11 protein-coding genes and 1 pseudogene are annotated in these 21688 nt (G+C 43.5%); 4 read left to right on the forward strand and 8 right to left on the reverse strand.

Annotated elements, in window-relative coordinates; translation table 11 throughout:
- Positions 1-101: 101 nt before the first annotated feature.
- Entirely contained in the window at positions 102-1541 is a 1440-nt protein-coding gene (zds, locus tag H6G77_RS06680) for a 9,9'-di-cis-zeta-carotene desaturase (protein WP_190871155.1), read from the forward strand.
- A 24-nt stretch (positions 1542-1565) separates the two neighbouring features.
- Positions 1566-2012 (forward strand): SRPBCC family protein, encoded by a 447-nt coding sequence (locus H6G77_RS06685; RefSeq protein WP_190871156.1) that lies wholly within the window; start codon positions 1566-1568, stop codon positions 2010-2012.
- 170 nt (positions 2013-2182) lie between these two features.
- On the opposite strand, the pseudogene H6G77_RS06690 reads toward H6G77_RS06685, so the two are convergent.
- The 4 genes and pseudogenes from H6G77_RS06690 to H6G77_RS06705 form a co-directional block, all read right to left on the reverse strand.
- Positions 2183-2302: pseudogene (locus H6G77_RS06690) on the reverse strand (IS5/IS1182 family transposase); the annotation flags it as partial.
- 6 nt (positions 2303-2308) lie between these two features.
- On the reverse strand, positions 2309-2461 hold the full coding sequence (locus H6G77_RS06695) for a XisH family protein (protein ID WP_242048195.1): 153 nt from the start codon (positions 2459-2461) through the stop codon (positions 2309-2311).
- 63 nt (positions 2462-2524) lie between these two features.
- Positions 2525-3028 carry a DUF2085 domain-containing protein gene (locus H6G77_RS06700; RefSeq protein ID WP_190871157.1) on the reverse strand — a complete coding sequence of 168 codons (504 nt, stop codon included), beginning with the start codon at positions 3026-3028 and terminating at the stop codon, positions 2525-2527.
- Positions 3029-3060: 32 nt separating this feature from the next.
- The gene (locus tag H6G77_RS06705) at positions 3061-5172 is read right to left on the reverse strand and encodes a TIGR00300 family protein (RefSeq protein WP_190871158.1); all 2112 of its coding nucleotides are present in this window, start codon (positions 5170-5172) and stop codon (positions 3061-3063) included.
- A 177-nt stretch (positions 5173-5349) separates the two neighbouring features.
- Between H6G77_RS06705 and H6G77_RS06710 the strand changes: the two genes are divergently transcribed.
- A complete protein-coding gene (locus H6G77_RS06710) occupies positions 5350-5772 on the forward strand; it encodes a GNAT family N-acetyltransferase (protein ID WP_190590664.1) in 423 nt (140 codons plus the stop codon).
- A 238-nt stretch (positions 5773-6010) separates the two neighbouring features.
- On the opposite strand, the gene H6G77_RS06715 is transcribed toward H6G77_RS06710, so the two are convergent.
- The 4 genes from H6G77_RS06715 to H6G77_RS06730 form a co-directional block, all read right to left on the reverse strand.
- On the reverse strand, positions 6011-6781 hold the full coding sequence (locus H6G77_RS06715; protein WP_190871159.1) for an ABC transporter ATP-binding protein: 771 nt from the start codon (positions 6779-6781) through the stop codon (positions 6011-6013).
- On the reverse strand, positions 6778-7839 hold the full coding sequence (locus tag H6G77_RS06720) for an iron ABC transporter permease (RefSeq protein WP_190871160.1): 1062 nt from the start codon (positions 7837-7839) through the stop codon (positions 6778-6780). The genes H6G77_RS06715 and H6G77_RS06720 overlap by 4 nt, the downstream gene beginning before the upstream one ends.
- Before the next feature lie 229 nt (positions 7840-8068).
- Complete coding sequence (locus tag H6G77_RS06725; protein WP_190871161.1) at positions 8069-9157, reverse strand: ABC transporter substrate-binding protein; 1089 nt, start codon at positions 9155-9157, stop codon at positions 8069-8071.
- Between the two features lie 33 nt (positions 9158-9190).
- Positions 9191-11872 (reverse strand): TonB-dependent siderophore receptor, encoded by a 2682-nt coding sequence (locus H6G77_RS06730; protein WP_313954483.1) that lies wholly within the window; start codon positions 11870-11872, stop codon positions 9191-9193.
- Between the two features lie 624 nt (positions 11873-12496).
- Here H6G77_RS06730 and H6G77_RS35595 point away from each other — a divergent pair.
- The gene (locus H6G77_RS35595; protein ID WP_242049153.1) at positions 12497-21685 is read left to right on the forward strand and encodes a non-ribosomal peptide synthetase; all 9189 of its coding nucleotides are present in this window, start codon (positions 12497-12499) and stop codon (positions 21683-21685) included.
- Positions 21686-21688: the final 3 nt, after the last annotated feature.

Consider the following 21688-nt stretch of genomic DNA (forward strand, 5'->3'; position numbering starts at 1 on the left):
ACTCAGCGAGTGTGAAACCTCGCAAATCGGCTTGATGCTAGTGGCAAATTCCGACACCAACCCAGTTACAATTTGTAAAGAAACTGAAGAGGTAGAACGGAATGCGCGTTGCAATTGTAGGTGCGGGATTGGCTGGACTAGCAACCGCAGTAGATTTAGCCGATGCTGGCTGTGAAGTCCAGATTTTTGAGTCCCGTCCGTTTGTTGGTGGTAAAGTCGGCAGTTGGGTAGATGGCGATGGCAACCATGTAGAAATGGGTTTGCACGTCTTTTTTGGCTGCTACTATCAATTGTTTGAGTTAATGGAAAAAGTGGGTGCGTTGTCACATTTACGCCTGAAAGAACACACCCATACTTTTATTAATAAGGGCGGACGCACCGGTGCATTAGATTTTCGTTTTTTCACAGGTGCGCCTTTTAATGGCTTGAAAGCATTTTTCACAACTTCCCAACTATCTTTACAAGATAAGTTACAAAATGCGATCGCCCTTGGTACCAGTCCCATTGTCAGAGGATTAGTAGACTTTGACGGGGCAATGAAAACCATCCGCAACCTAGATAAAATTAGCTTTGCTGATTGGTTTCGTCGTCACGGTGGTAGTGAAGGTAGCATTAAACGGATGTGGAATCCCATCGCTTATGCGTTGGGATTCATTGACTGCGAAAATATTTCTGCCCGTTGTATGTTGACTATCTTCCAGTTTTTCGCAGTCAGAACTGAAGCTTCTGTGTTGCGGATGTTGGAAGGTTCCCCGGAAGGATATTTACATAAACCAATTCTGGAATATTTGGCAGCCAGAGGCACGCAAGTTTATACTCGTCGCCAAGTCCGAGAAATTCAATTTGCCGAAGCAGATGGACAAACCCACGTTACTGGGATAGTCGTAGCTCAAGGTGATACCACAGAAACCATCACCGCAGATGCTTATGTCTGCGCCTGTGATATTCCAGGTATTCAGCGAATATTACCCGCAGATTGGCGAAAATGGTCGGAATTTGACAATATTTATAAATTAGATGCAGTACCTGTAGCTACAGTCCAGTTGCGTTTTGATGGTTGGGTGACAGAATTGCAAGATGCTGAGAAACGTCAACAACTCAACCATGCCGCAGGCATAGATAACTTGCTGTATACTGCTGATGCAGACTTTTCTTGTTTTGCTGACTTGGCGTTGACTAGTCCTAGTGATTACTATCGCCCAGGACAAGGTTCATTACTGCAACTAGTACTCACACCGGGAGATCCATTTATTAAGGAAAGTAACGAAGCGATCGCCCAGCACGTCCTCAAGCAAGTACATGAACTTTTCCCCTCATCGCGGGAACTCAACATGACTTGGTATGGTGTTGTGAAACTTGCCCAATCTCTTTATCGAGAAGCCCCAGGGATGGATTTATACCGCCCCAACCAAAAAACTCCCATTCCTAATTTCTTCCTAGCAGGTAGCTATACCCAGCAAGATTATATCGATAGTATGGAAGGAGCAACAATTTCTGGAAGACGGGCAGCAAAAGCGATTTTAGAGACAATCAAGCAGTAGCGCACCCCAGAGGAAGAACAAAGAATGTCAGATTGGCTAGAGCATAGTGTACAGGTAGAAGTAGAGGCTCCCATTGATTTAGTGTGGAGTCTGTGGTCTGATTTAGAACAAATGCCCCGATGGATGAAATGGATTGATTCGGTCAAAATACCGCCTGATGATCCAGAAATATCTATTTGGAAACTCAACACTGGCGGTTTAGAATTTACCTGGAAATCTCAGATTCTCAAAATTATCCCTAACCAGATTATCCAGTGGAAATCAATTGATGGTTTGCCAAATCAGGGAGCGATTCGATTTTACGATCGCCACACTAGTAGTATTGTCAAGCTAACTGTGTCCTATGCTATCCCTGGCATTATTGGCAAAATTATGGATAACCTGTTTTTAGGCAGGGTTGTAGAATCAACAATTCAGGCTGATTTAGAAAGATTTAAAGAATATGCTTTAAATGTTCAAGCAAACTCATAGTAGAAAGCAGGAATAGCCCTTAATATCCTGCTTTTTTTCACTATGAGGAGAAAAAAATCTTCTAATGCGATCGCACTCAGCCCACTATTATGCTGTATACGTAGGCGATCGCCTATTTTCTGTAAAATATTGCATAAACACAGGATAAGAGCTGATTCGTAAAGTAAATATTAAATAGCTAATCGCCTAACCATGAGACGAAGCAAAGAACCATAAATCATCGCTGCACTCACGTCGGAATAAACCTCATAATCTTTACTCAAGCGCCGAAATCGGTTGAGCCATCCATAAAGTAATTAGCTCTGAGCTGTGATCGCCCGATCAGTACCCAGATCAGCGTATAATGTTGTTCTTCGATACTGAATTACATAAGGGTCATGTGTAATTGCCCAGCCATCTTTTATCAGTGCATTTTTTACTGCATTGTGAATAATATCTAACTTAGGCATAGTTTAAGTATAAGTTAGCCTTTATATGTAGATTTTACCCACCTTTATTACTTCATACAGTATTCAATCACGTTGCCCACTATGCAAAATCGGCATTGTAAAAAGCCCCCAAGCCAAACCTGTAATTAACCCAAAGGGCGTAACCAGATAATTATTAAAATCCCACAAGTCAAAAATTTGTGCTGCTAATTCCAACGGGTAAGCCATCATCAACACACTGGCGAAAGCAGCACCATTCCAGCCGTATTGACTTAACCAGTAAAAACCTTTACCACCAGTCACAGCATACAGCAGCCGAGTAATTAACAAACCTGTAACCGTACCATAACAGCGCATACAAACAGCCATGATAAATGGGGGTGCTAAATCTAAGCCCATTTCTGGTTGCGGACACACATGATTTCCCATGAAATAAATGATGTTCGCAATACCCCCAAGTAACCATAATCCAGACGCAGCCAAAAAAGGAGCAATGGGAGGGCCGAAAACCATTCCTACCAACATAAAGTCAGCGATGAAACTAACCCAGTTAATTTGCAACTCTCTTGTTAAAGCTACTCTTACCATTTCCTTTGTGTGCGTCTAGTGTAGTCTGTTGACTAACCTACCTTAGAAACGTAGGGACTTGTCAACTTATCAAGCTGCTGGATTAACAAACTGAGGAATAATCCCACATCTGTCACAACACCCACCGATTCAATCGAACCCCGATCGCTCAATTTAGTCACCACAGCCGGGTTAATATCCACACAAACCATTTTCACACCAGATGGGGTCATATTCCCCACCCCAATGGAGTGCAGCATCGATGACAACATCAAAATCATCTCTGCACCTTCTAAATTTTGGGCATATTCTTCCTGCGCTTTAATCAAATCCATTTGGGTATCAGGCAAAGGCCCGTCATCCCGAATGGAACCAGCTAAGACAAAAGGCACGTTATTGCGGACGCATTCATACATCACACCGCTATTAATTGCCCCCGCCTCTACAGCCTTGGCAATGCTGCCATGACGACGAACGCTATTAATTACCTTTAGGTGATGGCGATGTCCACCACGCACTGCAACACCCCGCTTCATATCTACACCGAGAGATGTTCCCATAATATTCTGCTCGATGTCGTGAACAGCGATCGCATTTCCGCCCAGTAAAGCCTGCACATAACCTTCTCGAATCAAGCGAGAAAGATGTTCACCACCGCCAGTGTGAATCACCACAGGCCCAGCCGTGACAACTACTTTACCGCCAGCATCACGGATTTTACGTAATTCCCAAGCGACTTGTTCCACCACCAATTCAACGCGGCGTTCACTGGAAACCCCGGCGGACATAAAGCTGAATTCTTGGGCGTTGCGTTGTTCGCGCGATTCGGTTTTGCGGATGGTGCGGATACCAAGTACATCGACAACTACCTGTTCCCCAACTTCCAAATCCCGCAGAATTTTACATCTTGCTACTATACCATTGGCACTTTGAGTAATGGCGATCGCACCGTCCATCCGTTGATTTTCTACCTTCACCCATTGCCCATTGATCCGCACCTCTGTGGGATAAATTGTGCTGACGTAGAAATCATCAGGCGCGACACCAGCCAAAGTTACAGGTTCTAGCTTCGCATCACGTTCATCTTGAGGTAAGTCTACTGCACCCAAATCAATTAACAACGAGATGATTTCTTCCATCACCTCGTGAGATGGTGCTGATACCTTGACTTCAGCCGCCGATGTACTTTGGCGCTGTTCTCCCAAGTTGAAATTCAATACTTGGAAACTTCCGCCTGTATCAACAATCAAGTCTAAGGCGCGGTTAATTAAACCAGAATCTAGCAAATGTCCTTCTAAACGAATAATCCGACTTTCGACAGAAACATTGGCATGAACTTCGTCGCGGACTGGTTCTGTCACCCGTAAAGTGAGACATTTAGCCGCACCACCAGCTTTGAGAAATTCGGTGAGGGGTGTTTCCAGGACTCGAAAACCAACTTCTGCCAACCGAGATTTTAAAGCATCGCTGGCTTTATTCATAATCACGATACTCTCAACATTCACTGCATTGCAAGCGAAGTTGACAGCATCAGCTTCAGCGATGGCTATGCGCTTTTCTGCGGCGACGCGCATTTCAATTAAGCGGTTGGAGTAAGAATCAAACGCGCCGGGATAATACAGTAAATAGCCATTTGCTAACGGACAAAAACAAGTATCTAAGTGATAGAACCTGTCATCAATTAAACGCAGAGATAACACTTCAATATCCAGCCACTTGGCCAGATATGGGTGCGAATCTAATTCAGAACGGAAACCATATCCCGCCCATAACCAACGCCCTTCTCTGTCTAGAAGTGCATCACCCGCACCTTCAAATGGTAAATCTTTGGGCAGTTCATATACTTTATAACCATTTTCTTCAAACCATTGTTTGAAATATGGTTCTTCTCCCTGGCGTTCTTTGTGTAAAAAGCGGCTGAGAACAACGTTTTCCCCCAGAACTAAACCGGCGTTGGCGGTAAAAACTAAATCAGGCCAGCCTTTTTGCGGTGTAACTAAATCTACAATGGCATGTTCTTTGAGAATTTGATATAAACCCTGCCACTGTTCAACAGCGCGATCGCGTGAGGATTTGTGAATATTCCCTTCCATCCAAGGATTAATCACATAATCTACATCATAGTGGTCAGGAGGACACATTAAAAAGCGAATCCGGGAATTCATAAAAATCTTACTAGCGTTATAGATGCTACAAACCTAATTTGGGTATAGTGTCAAATCCGCTACCAAACCTCTACCTTGAGATAGTTGAAGGATTTACAAAGGCTTGACTCGGAAAGACCAAAGTTACGGCAGTGCGATTCCGTGTTATTCTAGCGCCATTTAGTACGAATGACGCAGATGAGTGATCTAAAAATTACAATCGATCATCAACCCGATGCAAAAGATATTCGTACTGTCATCAGCCATCTGGTGGAATATAACAACAGTCAGACACAGCCAGATGTATACGAGCCTTTAGCTATTTGGGTGCGAGATGCTGACAGTACAATTGTGGCTGGATTAGTTGGTAAAACAAATTGGGAATGGCTGTATATTTCGCATCTTTGGGTATCCGAAACACTGCGCGGTCAAGGATATGGCAGCAAAATGATGCTAGAGGCAGAAAAATTAGCTAAACAACGCGGTTGTGGCAACGCATACTTAGATACCTTTAGTTTTCAAGCCTTGGGTTTTTACCAACGTCTCGGTTATCAAATCTTTGGTATTTTAGAGGATTTTCCCCCCGGTCATCAGCGATATTTTTTAGCAAAAAAGCTCTAAAGCCATTACTAGTAAGAATTTTAAACTCTTGCTTCCTAGCTTGAAAGCGAGGTGGGAGGGAAAAGGATGGTAGGCTTGTTGACTTTTGTTAACTTAGTTTTGTTTTTTGGCGTTGCATAATTGCGGGATGATTTATCTCACGCAGAGGCGCAAAGACGCAGAGAGAATAAGGAGTTAAAAATTTCCAAGACATCAAATTCATCCCCTCATTCAGCAATGCCTGTTTTTTCACACTGATTTATTTTGTATCTAAGAAAAAGCTGATGTTTAATTTACCATTCTTTGAGTTGGTTTCTACGGTTGAACCTACGCCAAATACCTCACGGATTAAACTAGGTTGTAATAAATCTTGGGGTGTTCCGACTGCTTTGATTGTGCCATGATGAACAACATAAATGCGATCGCAATAACTAGCAGCCAAATTCAAATCATGCAACGCTGCAATTGCCGTCACCCCCAAACCCTTCACCAGTTCCAAAAGTTCTAACTGATAGCGAATATCCAGGTGATTAGTCGGCTCATCCAAAATTAAAAACTGTGCTTGTTGAGCGATGGCGCGTGCAATTAATACACGCTGTTTTTCTCCACCAGAAAGGGAAATAAAACTACGTTCTGCAAAGTCATTCATTCCCACCTGCATTAAAGCATTCAAAACTATCAAGTGGTCTTTTTTTGTCTCGCGGTCAAACAAACCTTGATGGGGATTACGCCCCATTAGTACCATTTCTGCAACTGTAAAGTCAAAATCAGCAGATGTCTCTTGCAAAACAACTGCTGTAGTTTGTGCCATTTCACGGGTACTCAAATGCCAGATATTCTTACCGTTGAGAGTTATCACCCCCCTATCTGGCTTCAGGACACGATAGAGACATCTGAGCAAACTTGATTTACCACTACCATTAGGGCCAATCAGCCCCACTAACTCACCCGATGACACTTGCAGATGAATGTCATGCAAAATCTGTTTTCCCTCAATACTCCAACATAGGTGTTTCACCTCTAAATTCATTTTCCATCCCCTTTACCTTGCATCAACCAAATGAAAAAAGGAGCGCCGAAAAGTGCAGTAACAATGCCAATAGGTAGTTCCTCTGGAGCGACAATGGTACGTGCTAGGACATCTGCCCAAATGAGGAAAATGCCGCCCAGCAAAAGACTCACAGGTAACACCCGGCGATGATCTGAACCGACAAGGAAACGCACACTGTGAGGAATCATTAGCCCAACAAAGCCAATGACACCACTTACAGCAACTATGACACCTGTCAATAGGGAAGTAACAAAAAATAACTGTTTCCGGAAACTATCGGTGTCAGTTCCTAAAGTCCGTGCTGTTTCTTCACCGATGAGAAGTGCATTGAGCGATCGCGTCTGAAGTAATAAATACCAAATTCCCCAGACCAAAGCCAGCACAGGCAGAATTAAGTCTGTCCAAGTTGTTCCCGAAAGTCCTCCCAATAGCCAAAATAACACTCGTCTTGTCGCTTCTCCACTTCCCGCTTTAATCGCCAAAAAACTTGTTACCGCCTCAAATAAAGAGGATACTGCTACACCAACTAAAATTAAGCGGGTAGAGGAGAGGTTTCCCTGTCGTCGTGCTAAAAAAAACACCACAAAAAAAGCCAACAGCGCACCGAGAAACGCCCCAACAGATAAGGCATATACACCAAAAAATGAGAAAATCCCAAATAAAATGACTAAAACAGCACCAACGGACGCGCCAGAGGAAATACCGAGAATAAATGGGTCAGCTAACGGGTTACGTACCAGTGCTTGCATAATCACACCAACCACCGATAGTCCAGCACCCACAAAAAAAGCCAACAGCACACGGGGAAAGCGGATCAGCCAGACAATTTGCACTTGTGCTTGCGTCCAGTCTCCTGTCATCTGGGGAAACACTTGGGATAAAGCTATCTGCCATACTCGCAAAGGCGGAATCGGCACAGGCCCAATCATCACCGCCAAAGTTACAGACACCAACAATATCACAACCATTGCTACCATGAGCAGCTTGTAGCGTTGCTGCTTGTTTTTTCGCAATTGCTTTGGTATCAGATTAGTCATTGGTCATTTGTGATTGGTCATTGGTCATTCGTCATTTGTGATTGGTCATATTACAGACTTATCTACCTTGTCCCCCTTGTCTCCCTTGTCCCCCTTGTCTCCCTCGCCCCCTCGCCCCCCTTGTCCCCCTTGTCCCCCTTGTCTCCCTCGCCCCCTCGCCCCCCTTGTCCCCCTTGTCTCCCTCGCCCCCTCGCCCCCCTTGTCCCCCTTGTCCCCTCATCTCCCCTACTCATTGAAAATTTTCTGGATACAAAGCCTCGGCTAATTTTCTCACCCCTGCAACATTCCTAATTCCTGGCATGGTGTAGCTAAAACCGATGACAATAAATTTATCCTGCTGCACTGCTTTTAACTGAGAGTAAACAGGATGAGATTTGAGTAATTTACGCTTTTCTTCGGCCGATGACCAGTTAGCATCAATCAGCACAATTACATCTGGTTGACGTGCAATCACATCTTCCCAATTAACTGTTACCCATGCTTTTTTTTCTTGGATATCTTTAAAGATATTTTCTCCCCCAGCTAATTCAATAATATGATTAGGCATTCCCCAATTAGAAACAGTTAGGGGAGGGTCTTCAGAATCGTACCAAAAAATCCGCTTTTTGGTTGTCACCTTCCCTAGCTTTTGTTGGGTGGCTGCGAGTTGCGATCGCAATTCTCCAATTAACTTTTCTGCTCGTTGTTCTACTGCAAAAATCTGCCCAATTTCCCGAATTTGTTGATATAAATTTTCCATCGTTACGCGTTCAGGTCTGAGTTCTGGGCGATCGCATTCAATGGGCAACAAATAAGAAGAAATACCTAGTTTAAGTAACTCTGATTGTGAGCCAATTACTTCTTTGGCAAAAGCACTTTCCTCATTAGAAAAGACAAAATCCGGCTCGACTGCCAAAAAAACTTCCCGCGATGGGTACTTTGGTGCTAATACCGGAATTTGGGAATATGCCTGTTGATACTCTGGCAAAATCGGATTATCCAGGTAGGCTGTACCCACCATCCGCTTTTCTAGACCCAAGGCTAACATGACTTCCGTCGCCGATTGCATCATGGTCACAGCCCGTTTTGGTGGTTGTTTATAAGTAATTGTCAAATCACAATTCTTCAGAGTGAATGGTGTGTATTTTCTCCCATTCGAGTCAGGATCATTTGATGTAGCAAAATTACTGGCACAGCCTGAAATTATTCCCAGCATCAACACTGCTAATACCAATTCTCTGTAAGCTTGCACGAAATAATTATTTTTGTCTGACTTGGCGTTCTTGGCGGTAGCCTGCGGCAAGCCGCTTGCGCGTCTACGTAAAAAAATTAACTGCATCTTCATAGAGAATTGGTATAAATCCTTGGAAAATTAAAACTCAACTGAAACTGTTCCTAACACCGTAAATGGTGGCGCAGCATCAATACTAAAACCATCAACCTCATAATATTTAACATTAGAAATATTCTTAAAGTTGACTGCAAATCGATAATTTTGCCGTCGATAAAAGACAGAAGCATCGGCTCGCCAATAACTTGGTAGTGTAAATGTATTTGGTAAATCTACCTCCTGTTCGCCCACAAAATATAACCCAGCACCAAATCCTAACCCCTGCAAACTACCACTTTGCAGTTCATAAGTTGTCCACAATCCAGCACTATGTTCTGGTACACCAAATAATCTATCTCCTACAGGAATCCGATTATCTTCGGTCACTTTGCCATCAATATAAGCATAGTTGGCAATGATTTTCCAACCAGGTAATATTTCACCTGCAATATCTAATTCAATTCCTCTACTGCGTTGTTCTCCAGTTTGGATACTGAATAAATCATCTACTGGGTCTGGTGTCAACACATTCTGCCTAGTAATGTCAAAGAATGCCAAAGTTGCAGAAAGTTTATTGTCGAGAAAATCTTGTTTGATCCCCACTTCAAATTGCTGGCTAGTTTGGGGTTCAAACTGTTCATTGGTGCGACTCCTGGCTTGAAACTGCGGAGAAAAACCATTCGACCAATTGAAGTACAGGGAAGTCGTATCGCTTGGTTGATATATCACTCCCACTCGCGGCGAAAATCGAGTATTGGATTGTTCATTCAGAAAATCGCCACTTACACGGTCTTGAAGACGGTAATCATTAATGTCCAAGCGACCACCTAATAAAACTTTGAAATTAGGTGTCAGTTCAATTAAGTTCTGAGCGAATAAACCAACATTCTCAGAGACAACTCTGCGTCCAAAGGGGGAACCTCCCTCGACCAGTGTAGGGGTTCCACCATATTGAGGGTCAAAAATATCTATTGATAATTCCCTGTCTGGAGCGAACAGGTAGTTAAATAAATTTCGCGCTAAATCTACGCCAAACAGTACATTATGGCGAATCGAACCAGTAGAAAACTTGCCAGAAATTTCGTTTTGGAAAGTGATATTTTCGTGTTCTTCATCGGAAGCGAAGAAAAAACGGTCTAATGTGCGACGGTCATCTCGTAAAGAACCAGTAGATGCTTGTCTTGCATCACTTAAAGTAGAATTGAGAACATTAAATCCTTGGCGAAATTTCCAGTTGTCGTCAAAGTCGTGTTCTAATCTATAAGTTAATGAGTTAAATGTCACTTCCCCATTCGCAAAGTTGGGTTCTCCTAAAAATCGACTGCGGGGAAGCTGGAGAATTTCTGGCTCAATGGGAAAACCATTATCAAAAACAAAGTTATATTTTTGGTATTCGTATTCAAAGGAAAGTTTAGTGCGATCGCCTACTTTCACCTCTACCACAGGCGAGATAAAAAAGCTGTCATATTCCACAAAATCACGAAAACTTTCGGAACTTTCATAGGCGACGTTTAAACGATACAGCACTGATTTGTCATCCGTCAGTGGCCCGCTAATATCCAATGTCGGACGCAAAAAGTTATAACTTCCATAGGTCATACTCGCGCTGTAATAAGGTTCTGTCAGGGGCTTTTTAGTAGTTGTATTCACCACACCACTTCCGCCTGCATACTGTGTGGGACTACCGCCATATAGTACCGCCCCTGGCCCTTTGAGGATTTCCAACCTCTCGATATTCGCCACATCTCGCGGGCTGAAATAACCATAATCAGGAAAACCGTTACGTAAAGTTTCAAAATTCGTCAGGAACCCACGCACTCGATATCCTAATGACGATAATCCCCCATATCCTCTTTCTGGTTGTACGCCACTGACGTTATCTGCCAATTCCGAAAGACGTACCACATTACGGTCTTCAATCACCTGACGGGGAATTACTTGAATTGATTGGGGAATATCCCTCAGTGGTGTATCTGTCCTGGTTGCAGTGCTGGCATCGGGTACTGAATAGCTATCACTTTCTCCTGTCACCGTCAGTTCAATCGGTTCTTTAACATCAGCTGCTGGTTGAGTTGGTGTTGTTTCAGTATTAGGTTGAGAGGTATCTGGTGCTGCTGGTGTGGAGGATACAACTGGTGTGACAACAAAAATTAAGCCTGTGTCATCATCGTCTAACTCGACTTTCGGGATACCTTCTTCACCCGTGACTGTGACTCGGATAGTATTGGTGTCTATATTGCTGACTACTACTTCCTTAATTCCCGCCACAGGCTTTTCTTGACGGAAAGAAGTATCACCTGTTAATTGCAGTTGAGCATTGGGGATATCTGCAATCAAGCTATTGTTTTCGTTCTTGATAGTGGTTTGTAATTTATCTGATGTCGGTGTTGCTAAGAGAATTTCCAATCCACTAGCAGTCAGGTTTAGACTCACGCCTGTCACTGGTATGACTTCAGGTTGTTGATTTTGCTGCGCCAGCCAGTCTTTCACATTGGTGTGAGGACGTGGAATATCACTGAGTTGGGGAATATTTGCGATTGATTGTGCTTTGACAGCTTGAGTCTCCAACAAAAAAATACTTCCGACAATCCCTAGATAGATCATCTGTCTTAGTTTCAAAATTTTCCTCCACACCACAATATTGACGAAATTAAGACACACTGAATTGATTACACGCGATCGCCATCGAATGTTACTGGCAATTGCTACAGTAAATAACTGCAAAATTTATATTTATTTTGATTGGCAAAATTCTGAATTATTACCAACGTCTCTCATGATTTTAAACAAACAATTATTTGTTAAAAAAAATAACTGTATTTAATTTTTTCTATAGAAATATTTGGTACATCTATCGGTAAGGTTTTTGTTTTTTTGATGGTATACCGGTTTTCTCTAGAAAATCTACTTGATATAAGTTCTGTAAAATTCGACAAGTTGTCCTATTCGTTTTTTGTTATTCCTAAGTGAAAAATTAGCTTTTATAGACTGTATTGATAAGTATTTTACAGCCATAATCAAAATCTAAGCCTACCTATTTTAAATAAAAATTGTTGGTATACAGGAAGATGCTTGACAATAGGATAAAATTAATGATAAAGATTTTTATTAACCTTAAAGATAGATAAAATTTGAATATTACCAAGCTGTCAAATTCAGTCATAATTTGTGTGAATTGGTGGCGCTGTTAAGTTTTCGACTCTTAAATAAAAACTTGTTTCTCAAAAAAATCCGCTATTGGCTCATGCGGTGAAATTCTCTATCAATAAAAGCTGAAAATGCGATCGCATTTCACGCCAACTATAAATTTGGCTCCACCTAGATACTTACATAAATGGAGTAGGATGAATGGGCAGAAACCTTTGGCAACTACCGAAGCAATTCACCTCATTGGTTGAACTTCTCCATTGGAGAGCAATTCTCAAACCTGAGCAGAAGGCTTACTCTTTTCTGCTGGATGGAGAGGTAGAAGCATCGTATTTGACTTATCAAGAACTAGACCGTCAAGCTCAAAGTATTGCCGCCCGACTGCAAAGTTATGGGGTCAAAAAAGGAGAGCGTGGACTACTGCTCTACCCCCCTGGTTTAGAATTTATTGCGGCGTTTTTCGGATGTCTATATGCTGGGGTAATTGCCGTCCCGGCTTATCCACCCAGGGCAAACCAATCTTTGTCCAGACTCCAGGCTATGGTAGCGGACGCACAAGCCACAATTGCTCTAACTACAAAAACGATTCTTGCCAATATCGAGGCACAATTCGCCCAATATCAGAATTTACAAACTTTATATTTACTTGCTACCGATAACATTCCTCCCGACCTCGCCAATTCATGGCAACAACCATCGATAAATAGCAATAACCTAGCTTTTTTGCAGTATACTTCCGGCTCTACAGGTACACCTAAAGGTGTCATGGTCAGTCATGGGAATTTGCTACACAACGAACTCTTAATTAAACAGGCAATGCAGCACACAGAAAACACCCTTTTTGTAGGTTGGTTGCCCCTGTTTCATGACATGGGTTTAGTCGGGAATCTCCTCCAGCCCCTATACTTGGGGATACCTTGTATACTCATGCCCCCCGTGGCATTTTTGCAAAAGCCCTGGCGCTGGCTCCAGGCAATTTCTAAATATCAAGCAACAACGAGCGGTGGCCCGAATTTTGCTTATGATTTGTGTGTCCGCAAAATTACCCCTGAACAACGGGCTACCTTGGATTTAAGTAGTTGGGAAGTTGCCTTTAACGGTGCTGAACCGATTCGGCAACAAACCCTAGAGCAGTTTAGCGCCACCTTTGCGGAATGTGGCTTCCGGCGTGAGAGTTTCTATCCTTGTTACGGTATGGCAGAAACAACGCTGATTGTGACTGGTGGTAGTAAATTAGTTTCACCTGTGTTGTTACCAGTCCAGTCAGAAGCACTATTACAAAATCAAATAGTTCCAGCCAATGAAAAAGCAGGGGAGCAGGGGAGGCAGTGCGGTCTTGGGGGTTTCCCCCAGGAGCAACTGCCGTTGAGCAGAGGAGCAGGGGAAGTTGAGGGACAGGGGAACAAGGAAGCGATTACCCACAAGGGGCAAGACTTTGAACCTGATATTTTTGGTGAACATGAAACTGGCTTACAGACCATAGTTGGTTGCGGTCAAGTCTTACAAGATTTAAAGATAGCCATAGTTAATCCTGAAACATTAACTTGTTGTCAGCCTCATGAAGTAGGCGAAATTTGGGTAGCAGGGCCAAGCGTCACCCAAGGCTACTGGAATCAACCAGAGCAAACAGAATATACATTCCGAGCCTACCTGAAAGATACTCAAGCAGGGCCGTTTCTGCGGACGGGAGACTTGGGCTTTTTGCAGGCAGGAGAGTTGTTTGTCACAGGTCGTCTGAAGGATTTAATCATTATCCGGGGTCGGAATCATTATCCCCAAGACATTGAATGGTCAGTAGAACAAAGTCACCCTTCATTACAACCTAGTGGTGGTGCAGCCTTCACTATTGATGTTGACGGCGAAGAAAAATTAATCATTGCTCAAGAAGTAAAGCGTAGTTTCTTGCGGAACTTGGCAACAGAAGAAGTTATTAGAACTATCCGTCAAGCAGTAGTAGCGGAACATGAACTGCAAGTTTATGCAGTGTTACTTCTCAAGCCCGGTAGTATCCCCAAAACTACTAGCGGTAAAATTCAGCGCCATGCTTGTCGGACTAATTTTTTGGCAGGAAGTTGGGAAAGTATTGCCAGCAGTGTTTTAGAAGCATCTCCGACTACAGACAATAGAGCTAGTCTGACTTATACAGATGTTCTGGCACTAGAGCCGCAAGAGCGTCAGTTACAGTTAACCTGTTATCTCCAGCAGCAAGTAGCTCAGGTACTCAAACTAGCTTCTTCCCAAGTTAATCAAGAGCAACCCTTGACCACCTTGGGAATTGATTCCTTAATGGCGATCGAACTCCAGCACACTATTGAAACTAACTTGGGTGTAGTCTTACCAATGACTAGTTTTCTGGGGGATTCGAGTATTAACCAACTAGCAACCGTTATACTTGCCCAGTTAACAGATATTTCTGCTGTCTCTAAGAGCCTTCCAGCCCAAGTTAGTGAGACTGTCACCGAGTACCCGCTTGCCTACGGTCAACAGGCTTTGTACTTTTTACACCAGTTAGCACCAGAGAGTCCGGCTTACAACATTGCAAATGCTGTGCGTCTTCGTGGTGAGATAGATATTACGGCATTGCATCAAGCTTTTCAGAGTTTAGTGGAGCGCCATCCAATTTTGGGGGCGACTTTCTCAAATATTGACGGAAAACCTATACAACAATTCCAGAAGCACCTAGTAGTCTGCCAAGATAACTTTGCGTGGTGGCTGGCAGAGGGGCAGAGGGGCAGAGGGGCAGGGGAGAGAGTACCTTCATTCCCCCCTGCTCCCCTGCTCCCCTGCTCCCTTGCAGGGTCTACACAGCAATATTGGGTTGGTGAACTACTAGAGGTTTGTTGGCAAGAAGAAGATGCAGCAACATGGGATGAGGAATTTTTGCGCGATCGCCTCATTAAAGCAGCATACCATCCCTTCAATCTAGAGCAAGATTCTTTGATACGGGTGCGCCTATTTTCTCGCTCACCAACAGAACATATTCTGTTACTTGTTGTTCACCACATCATTGCCGACTTTTGGAGTCTCACCGTCTTAGTCGATGAGTTAGGAACACTGTACCAAGCCCACAAAAATCATACACCTGTGACTCTGCCGCCTTTGGTCTGGCAATACAGCGATTATGTGCGAGAACAGTCTCAAATGCTGGCGAGTCCAGCAGGCGATCGCCACTGGGACTACTGGCAAAAACAGTTATCAGGAGAATTACCTATATTAAATTTGCCCACTGACCGCCCGCGTCCCGTCATACAAACTTATCAAGGCGCGTCCTTGAGCCACAAACTGAGTACAGAATTAACTCAAAAGCTCCAAAATTTCAGCCGCCAACGGGGAGTTACGCTTTACATGACCTTGTTAGCGGCCTTTCAGGTGTTACTTTATCGTTATACAGGTCAAACAGACTTTTTCATAGGTTCCCCCACCACAGGCAGAACTCGAACTGATGCCACAGGAGTGGTAGGGTATTTTGTGAATCCGGTAGTATTGCGTTCACCCCTATCAGAAAATTTCACCTTTGATGAGTTTCTCATTCAAGTACGTTCCTGTGTGTTGGCTGCTCTTGATCATCAAGACTACCCCTTTGCCCGACTAGTTGAGCAACTACAACCAAAACGCGACCCCAGCCGTTCGCCCTTATTTCAAGTGATGTTTGTTCTGCACAAAGCTCACCTACTCAATCAAGAAGGTTTGGCGGCCTTTGCTTTAGGGGAAACAGGCGCAAAGATCACATTAGGAGAATTAGAGCTAGAATCCCTCGCCCTCGAACAGCGAATTGCTCAGTTTGACCTGAACCTTGTTATGGCTGGGGTAGATGACAGCCTATCTGCTTCTTGGCAATACAACACAGACTTATTTGATGCTGTCACTATTGCGCGGATGGCTGGTCATTTTCAAACTTTGCTCGAAAGTATTGTTGCTGACTCACAGCAGCAAATCTCACTCTTACCAATTCTGACGGAATTAGAACAGCAACAATTATTAATCGAGTGGAATACAACCCAAGTCGATTACACCAACCAAACTTGCCTTCATCAACAATTTGAGGCTCAAGTCAAACAGACACCAGATGCAGTGGCGGTAGTCTTTGAAACCGAACAACTCACATACACTGAATTGAATCGACGAGCCAATCAATTAGCTCATTATCTGCAAACTCTGGGAGTAGAACCAGATGTGTTGGTTGGGATATGCCTGGAGCGATCGCTTTTCATGGTAATCAGTATCTTGGCGACACTCAAAGCCGGGGGCGCTTACCTTCCCCTAGATCCCTCCTATCCCCAAGAACGTCTGGCTTTCATGGTGGAAAATGCCCAAGTTGCCGTATTGCTGACCCAAGAGAAATTCCTGACAGCTTTACCTGTTCAGGGGGCGCAAGTGGTCTTAGTGGACAAAAATCATGAAGTTTGGGTTAGTGAAAAAGTAGACAACCCAGTTAGCCAAGTAACCACTGATCATTTAGCTTATGTGATTTACACCTCCGGTTCCACTGGCAAACCCAAGGGAGTGATGAACCTTCATAGAGGCATTTGCAATCGTTTATCTTGGATGCAGGAAACTTATAAACTGACAACCGTAGATAAAGTGTTGCAAAAAACACCTTTTAGCTTTGATGTTTCCGTTTGGGAATTCTTTTGGCCTTTAACTACAGGGGCGCGTTTAGTAATCGCCCGCCCAGGAGGACATCAAGATAGCAGCTACTTGGTTGAGATTATTGCCCAGGAACAGATTACCACGCTACATTTTGTGCCTTCGATGTTGCAAGTTTTTCTGGAGGAACCTAATTTAGCAGCTTGTAACTGCTTGAGGCAGGTGATGTGTAGTGGAGAGGCGCTGCCGTTGAAACTGCAAGCAAGATTTTTTGAGCGTTTGGATGCAGACTTACATAATTTATACGGGCCAACGGAAGCTGCGATCGATGTAACATTTTGGGCTTGTGAACGTGAGACTCGTAAACAGACTGTTCCCATTGGTCGCCCCATTGCCAATACGCAAATTTATCTCCTAGATCATCACTTGCAACCAGTACCGATTGGTGTACCAGGAGAATTATATATTGGTGGTGTGGGTTTAGCGCGGGGTTATCTAAATCAACCAGAATTAACAAATATCAAATTTATTCCCAACCCGTTTAACAAGTCAAAATTACAATCAGAACGCCTTTATAAAACTGGGGATTTAGCACGCTACCTCAACGATGGCAACATTGAATACTTAGGACGACTTGACCATCAAGTGAAATTGCGGGGGTTCAGAATTGAACTAGGAGAAATTGAAGCGTTACTCAGTCAACATCCTGCCTTGCAACAAGTTGTGGTTTTGATCAGAGAAATTGAGCAGAAAAAACAGCACCGAGATTTCACCCCAGTGGTTGACGTAGAAAGTTCCTCAGCAATTACTGGTTTGCGTCGCTTACTCAAAGGAGAATCAGCTAATTCTCAGGCAGATTTTAGAAATCAGCAATTAGTTGCTTATTGCGTCACCCGGCATCAACCAGCACCCACCACTAGCGAATTACGTCAATTTTTGTTAGAAAAGCTCCCCGAATACATGCTTCCGGCGGCTTTTGTCTTACTGGATGCCATCCCTTTAACGCCAAATGGCAAGATAGACCGTCAATCTTTACCAATTCCTGGGAAAGTCAGACCTGAATTAGCAAAAGCATTTCTAGCACCCCGCACTTTTATAGAAAAAGCATTAGCAGAAGTTTGGCAAGAGGTGTTGGACATTGAACCGGTGGGGATTCACGACAACTTTTTTGAGTTGGGAGGAGATTCAATTCGCAGCATCCAAGTGCTATCTAGAGCTACTGCAAAAGGTTTAAGTTGCTCCTTAGCGCAGATTTTTCAGTATCAGACAATCGAATCCCTGGCTCAAGCCATTACATTTGTAGAACCAACAGCTTTAGTTACTAACAAAACAGAGCCATTTAGCCTAATTTCCCCCGCAGAACGGCAAAAACTCACCAAAGATATAGCTGATGCTTATCCCTTGGCTAGAGTTCAGGCTGGGGTGATTTTTCACACTCAGTCTCTGCCTGATGAGCCGATGTACCATGATATTTTTCTGTACAATTTGCAAGTTCATCTAGACATTGCGTTGTTTCAACAAGCTCTACAACAGGTTTTAGCTCGTCATGCTATCCTGCGGACATCCTTCGATCTGACTAACTTTAGTGAACCCTTACAGTTAGTACATCAACACGTTACTGCGCCTTTTCAGGTTGAAGACTTGCGTGATTTATCACCACAGCAGCAACAACAAGCACTCGCCACTTGGATAAAAGCTGAAAAACGACGAAATTTTGATTGGTCTTCCCCACCATTGATTCGCTTTTTTATTCATCGCCTCACAGAACAGTCTTTTTATCTCACCTTTAGCTGTCACACTTCTATTCTTGACGGTTGGAGCAAAGCTTGTTTGCTGACGGAATTGCTATATCATTATGATGCTCTGCTCAAGGGTACAAGCAATGCTCTTGAACCAGCCCCAACCATAGCTTATCGAGATTTTGTAGCTTTAGAGCGTGCAACATTGCGATCGCCCGATGCTCAAGATTTCTGGCGGCAAAAATTAGCAGGTTGTGTCACTACCAGATTAGCCCGTTGGGTAGGACTTCATCACAGCACAACTACCCCGGAAATTGGCTTTTTAGATGTTCCTATCTCTCCTGAACTTTCTGCGAAATTGCAAAAACTCGCCCGGTTAGCAGAAGTTCCCCTGAAAAACGTCTTGTTGGCTGCACATATCAGAGTCATGGGTTTGGTAAGTGGCGAGAGTGATATCCTCACAGGGTTAGAGTCTAATGGGCGCGTGGAAGCAGGTGACGGCGAAAAAACTTTGGGAATCCATTTAAATACCGTTCCCTTGCGTTTGCAACTGACTGGGGGAACTTGGTTAGAGTTGGTACAGCAGGTTTTTGCCGCCGAAAAAGAGTTATTGCCCTTTAGACGTTATCCTTACGCAGATTTACATCAACTTGTTGGTCGTCAGGCTCTCCAACCCCTAGTAGAGACTGTGTTTAATTACACTAACTTTCATGTGTATGAGAGTCTGCAAAATCTCCAAGATTTAGAAGTGTTAGGGGCGAGGGGTTTTGGTGAAACTCACTTTACCTTGCGGTCGGAATTTAATCTTAATCATGCTTCAAATTGCATCCAACTCGATTTAGAGTGTGATTTGACACAGATAAGTCATGCTCAGTTAGAGACGATTGGCAGTTATTTTCAAGAAACTCTGACGGCAATGTCTACACAGCCCTTGGCACGTTATGAGTCGCAATGTCTTTTGGGCGATCGCCAACGCCAAATTTTACTGGAAGAATGGAATCAGACTGGCAGTAAATACCCTCAATATTGTTGTATTCATCAATACTTTGAGGCTGTGGTGGCAGAAAATCCTGATGCGATCGCGATCGTGTTTGCAGATGAACAACTCAGCTACCAACAGCTAAATCAGCGAGCTAATGCTTTAGCTCATTACTTGCAGCGTCTAGGAGTAACTGCCGATGTGCCGGTGGCTTTGTGTGTCGAGCGTTCTTTAGAGATGATCGTGGGAATTTTGGCAATTCTCAAAGCTGGAGGAGCCTACGTACCTTTAGACCCCACCTATCCCCAAGAAAACCTTGCTTTTATCTTGGAAGATGCTCAAGTGCCAGTTTTATTAACTCAAGCACGGCTAATTGAAAAGTTACCTAGCCACACAGCCAAGATTATCTGCTTAGACTCAGATTGGCAGACAATAGCGCGGGAAAGCGTCGCCAATCCCAGCAGTACAAGCACCTTAGACAACCTCGCCTACATTATTTACACATCAGGTTCCACAGGCAAGCCAAAGGGGGTACTCGTTACCCAGCAAAACTTAGCCCATTCCACCTTTGCCCGGATTAGTTATTACTCACACCCCGTTACTAATAGTTCACCAACCCAATATTGCTGTGTAGACCCTGCAAGGGAGCAGGGGAGCAGGGGAGCAGGGGGGAATGAAGGTACTCTCTCCCCTGCCCCTCTGCCCCTCTGCCCCTCTGCCAGCCACCACGTAAAGTTATCTTGGCAGACTACTAGTTTCTTATTGATTCCCTCTTTTGCCTTTGATAGTTCAGTCGCCGTGATTTTTTGGGCTTTATGTCAAGGAAGTCAACTGGTGTTATTAACTGAGGGTTTTCAACGAGATATTTGGCAAATAGCCAAGGTAATTACTCAACATCAAGTTTCACATTGGTTGAGTGTTCCTTCACTTTATAAAACTCTACTGGCTACTATAGACCCAGCACAACTTGTTTCATTGCAAACAGTTATTGTTGCTGGGGAATCTTGTCCTACAGAATTAGTAGAACGCCATCGTCAACTACTGCCTGATACATCCTTATTTAATGAGTATGGCCCAACAGAAGCCACCGTTTGGAGCAGTGTATACAATTGTCAAAATCAGGATTTAAATCATTCTGTGCCAATTGGTCGTCCAATTGCCAATACTCAAATTTATTTACTAGATACTCATCTGCAACCAGTACCAATTGGTGTGGCTGGAGAAATATATATTGGTGGTTTGGGTGTGGCGCAAGGCTATCTGAATCGACCAGAACTAACCGCCCAAAAATTTATTTCTCATCCATTGAAAAATTCAACATCAGAACGTCTTTATAAAACTGGGGATTTAGGGCGTTATTTGCCAGATGGCAATATTGAGTTTTTGGGACGTATCGACCGTCAGGTAAAGATGCGCGGTTATCGGATTGAACTAACAGCGATTGAGGCAATTTTACTCCAACATCCTGTGGTGCGGGAAGCGATCGCCACAGTTATCGAAGACTCAAATGGCAAACGCTTAATTGCCTACATCGTACTACAACAAAAACCAGCACCTACAACTCAGGAATTTCGTAGTTTCTTGCGGCAGAAGTTACCAGAATATATGCTTCCTAGTACTTTTGTCATCTTAGAAGAATTGCCCTTAACTCCAAGTGGCAAAGTTGACTATCGCCGTTTGCCAACACCCACACAGGTAAAATCCGATGAGGAAAAAATTGCTTATATTGCACCCCGCACGGTAGTAGAAGAGATACTAGAAGCAATCTGGAGTCAGGTTTTAGGAATTGAGCAGGTAGGTATCCACAACAACTTTTTAGAGTTGGGAGGAGATTCAATTCAAAGTATTCAAATTGCAGCTAAAGCTTACGAAGCAGGATTGAAATTCAGTATTAATCAGCTATTTGAATATCCCACAATTGCAGAATTAGCCACAGTTGTGGAGATAATTTCCCCTCCCCAGGAAGAAGTAGCGCCCATTGCTAATTTATTGTCCAGCGATACATTAAACTTCAAACCTTCCGACTTTCCAGAAGCTGAATTAACTCAAGAAGAACTAAATCAGCTTTTTTTAAACAATCAGTAGAAA

It is taken from the genome of Aulosira sp. FACHB-615 (genome assembly GCF_014698045.1).
In the GTDB taxonomy this organism is placed as follows: Bacteria; Cyanobacteriota; Cyanobacteriia; order Cyanobacteriales; family Nostocaceae; genus Nostoc_B.

Bases quoted from the DNA above. Each gene is read 5' to 3' on its own strand.
- zds (WP_190871155.1), top strand. From the start codon at position 102: ATGCGCGTTGCAATTGTAGGTGCGGGATTGGCTGGACTAGCAACCGCA.
- H6G77_RS06685 (WP_190871156.1), top strand. From the start codon at position 1,566: ATGTCAGATTGGCTAGAGCATAGTGTACAGGTAGAAGTAGAGGCTCCC.
- H6G77_RS06695 (WP_242048195.1), bottom strand. From the start codon at position 2,461: ATGCCTAAGTTAGATATTATTCACAATGCAGTAAAAAATGCACTGATA.
- H6G77_RS06700 (WP_190871157.1), bottom strand. From the start codon at position 3,028: ATGGTAAGAGTAGCTTTAACAAGAGAGTTGCAAATTAACTGGGTTAGT.
- H6G77_RS06705 (WP_190871158.1), bottom strand. From the start codon at position 5,172: ATGAATTCCCGGATTCGCTTTTTAATGTGTCCTCCTGACCACTATGAT.
- H6G77_RS06710 (WP_190590664.1), top strand. From the start codon at position 5,350: ATGAGTGATCTAAAAATTACAATCGATCATCAACCCGATGCAAAAGAT.
- H6G77_RS06715 (WP_190871159.1), bottom strand. From the start codon at position 6,781: ATGAATTTAGAGGTGAAACACCTATGTTGGAGTATTGAGGGAAAACAG.
- H6G77_RS06720 (WP_190871160.1), bottom strand. From the start codon at position 7,839: ATGACTAATCTGATACCAAAGCAATTGCGAAAAAACAAGCAGCAACGC.
- H6G77_RS06725 (WP_190871161.1), bottom strand. From the start codon at position 9,157: ATGCAGTTAATTTTTTTACGTAGACGCGCAAGCGGCTTGCCGCAGGCT.
- H6G77_RS35595 (WP_242049153.1), top strand. From the start codon at position 12,497: ATGGGCAGAAACCTTTGGCAACTACCGAAGCAATTCACCTCATTGGTT.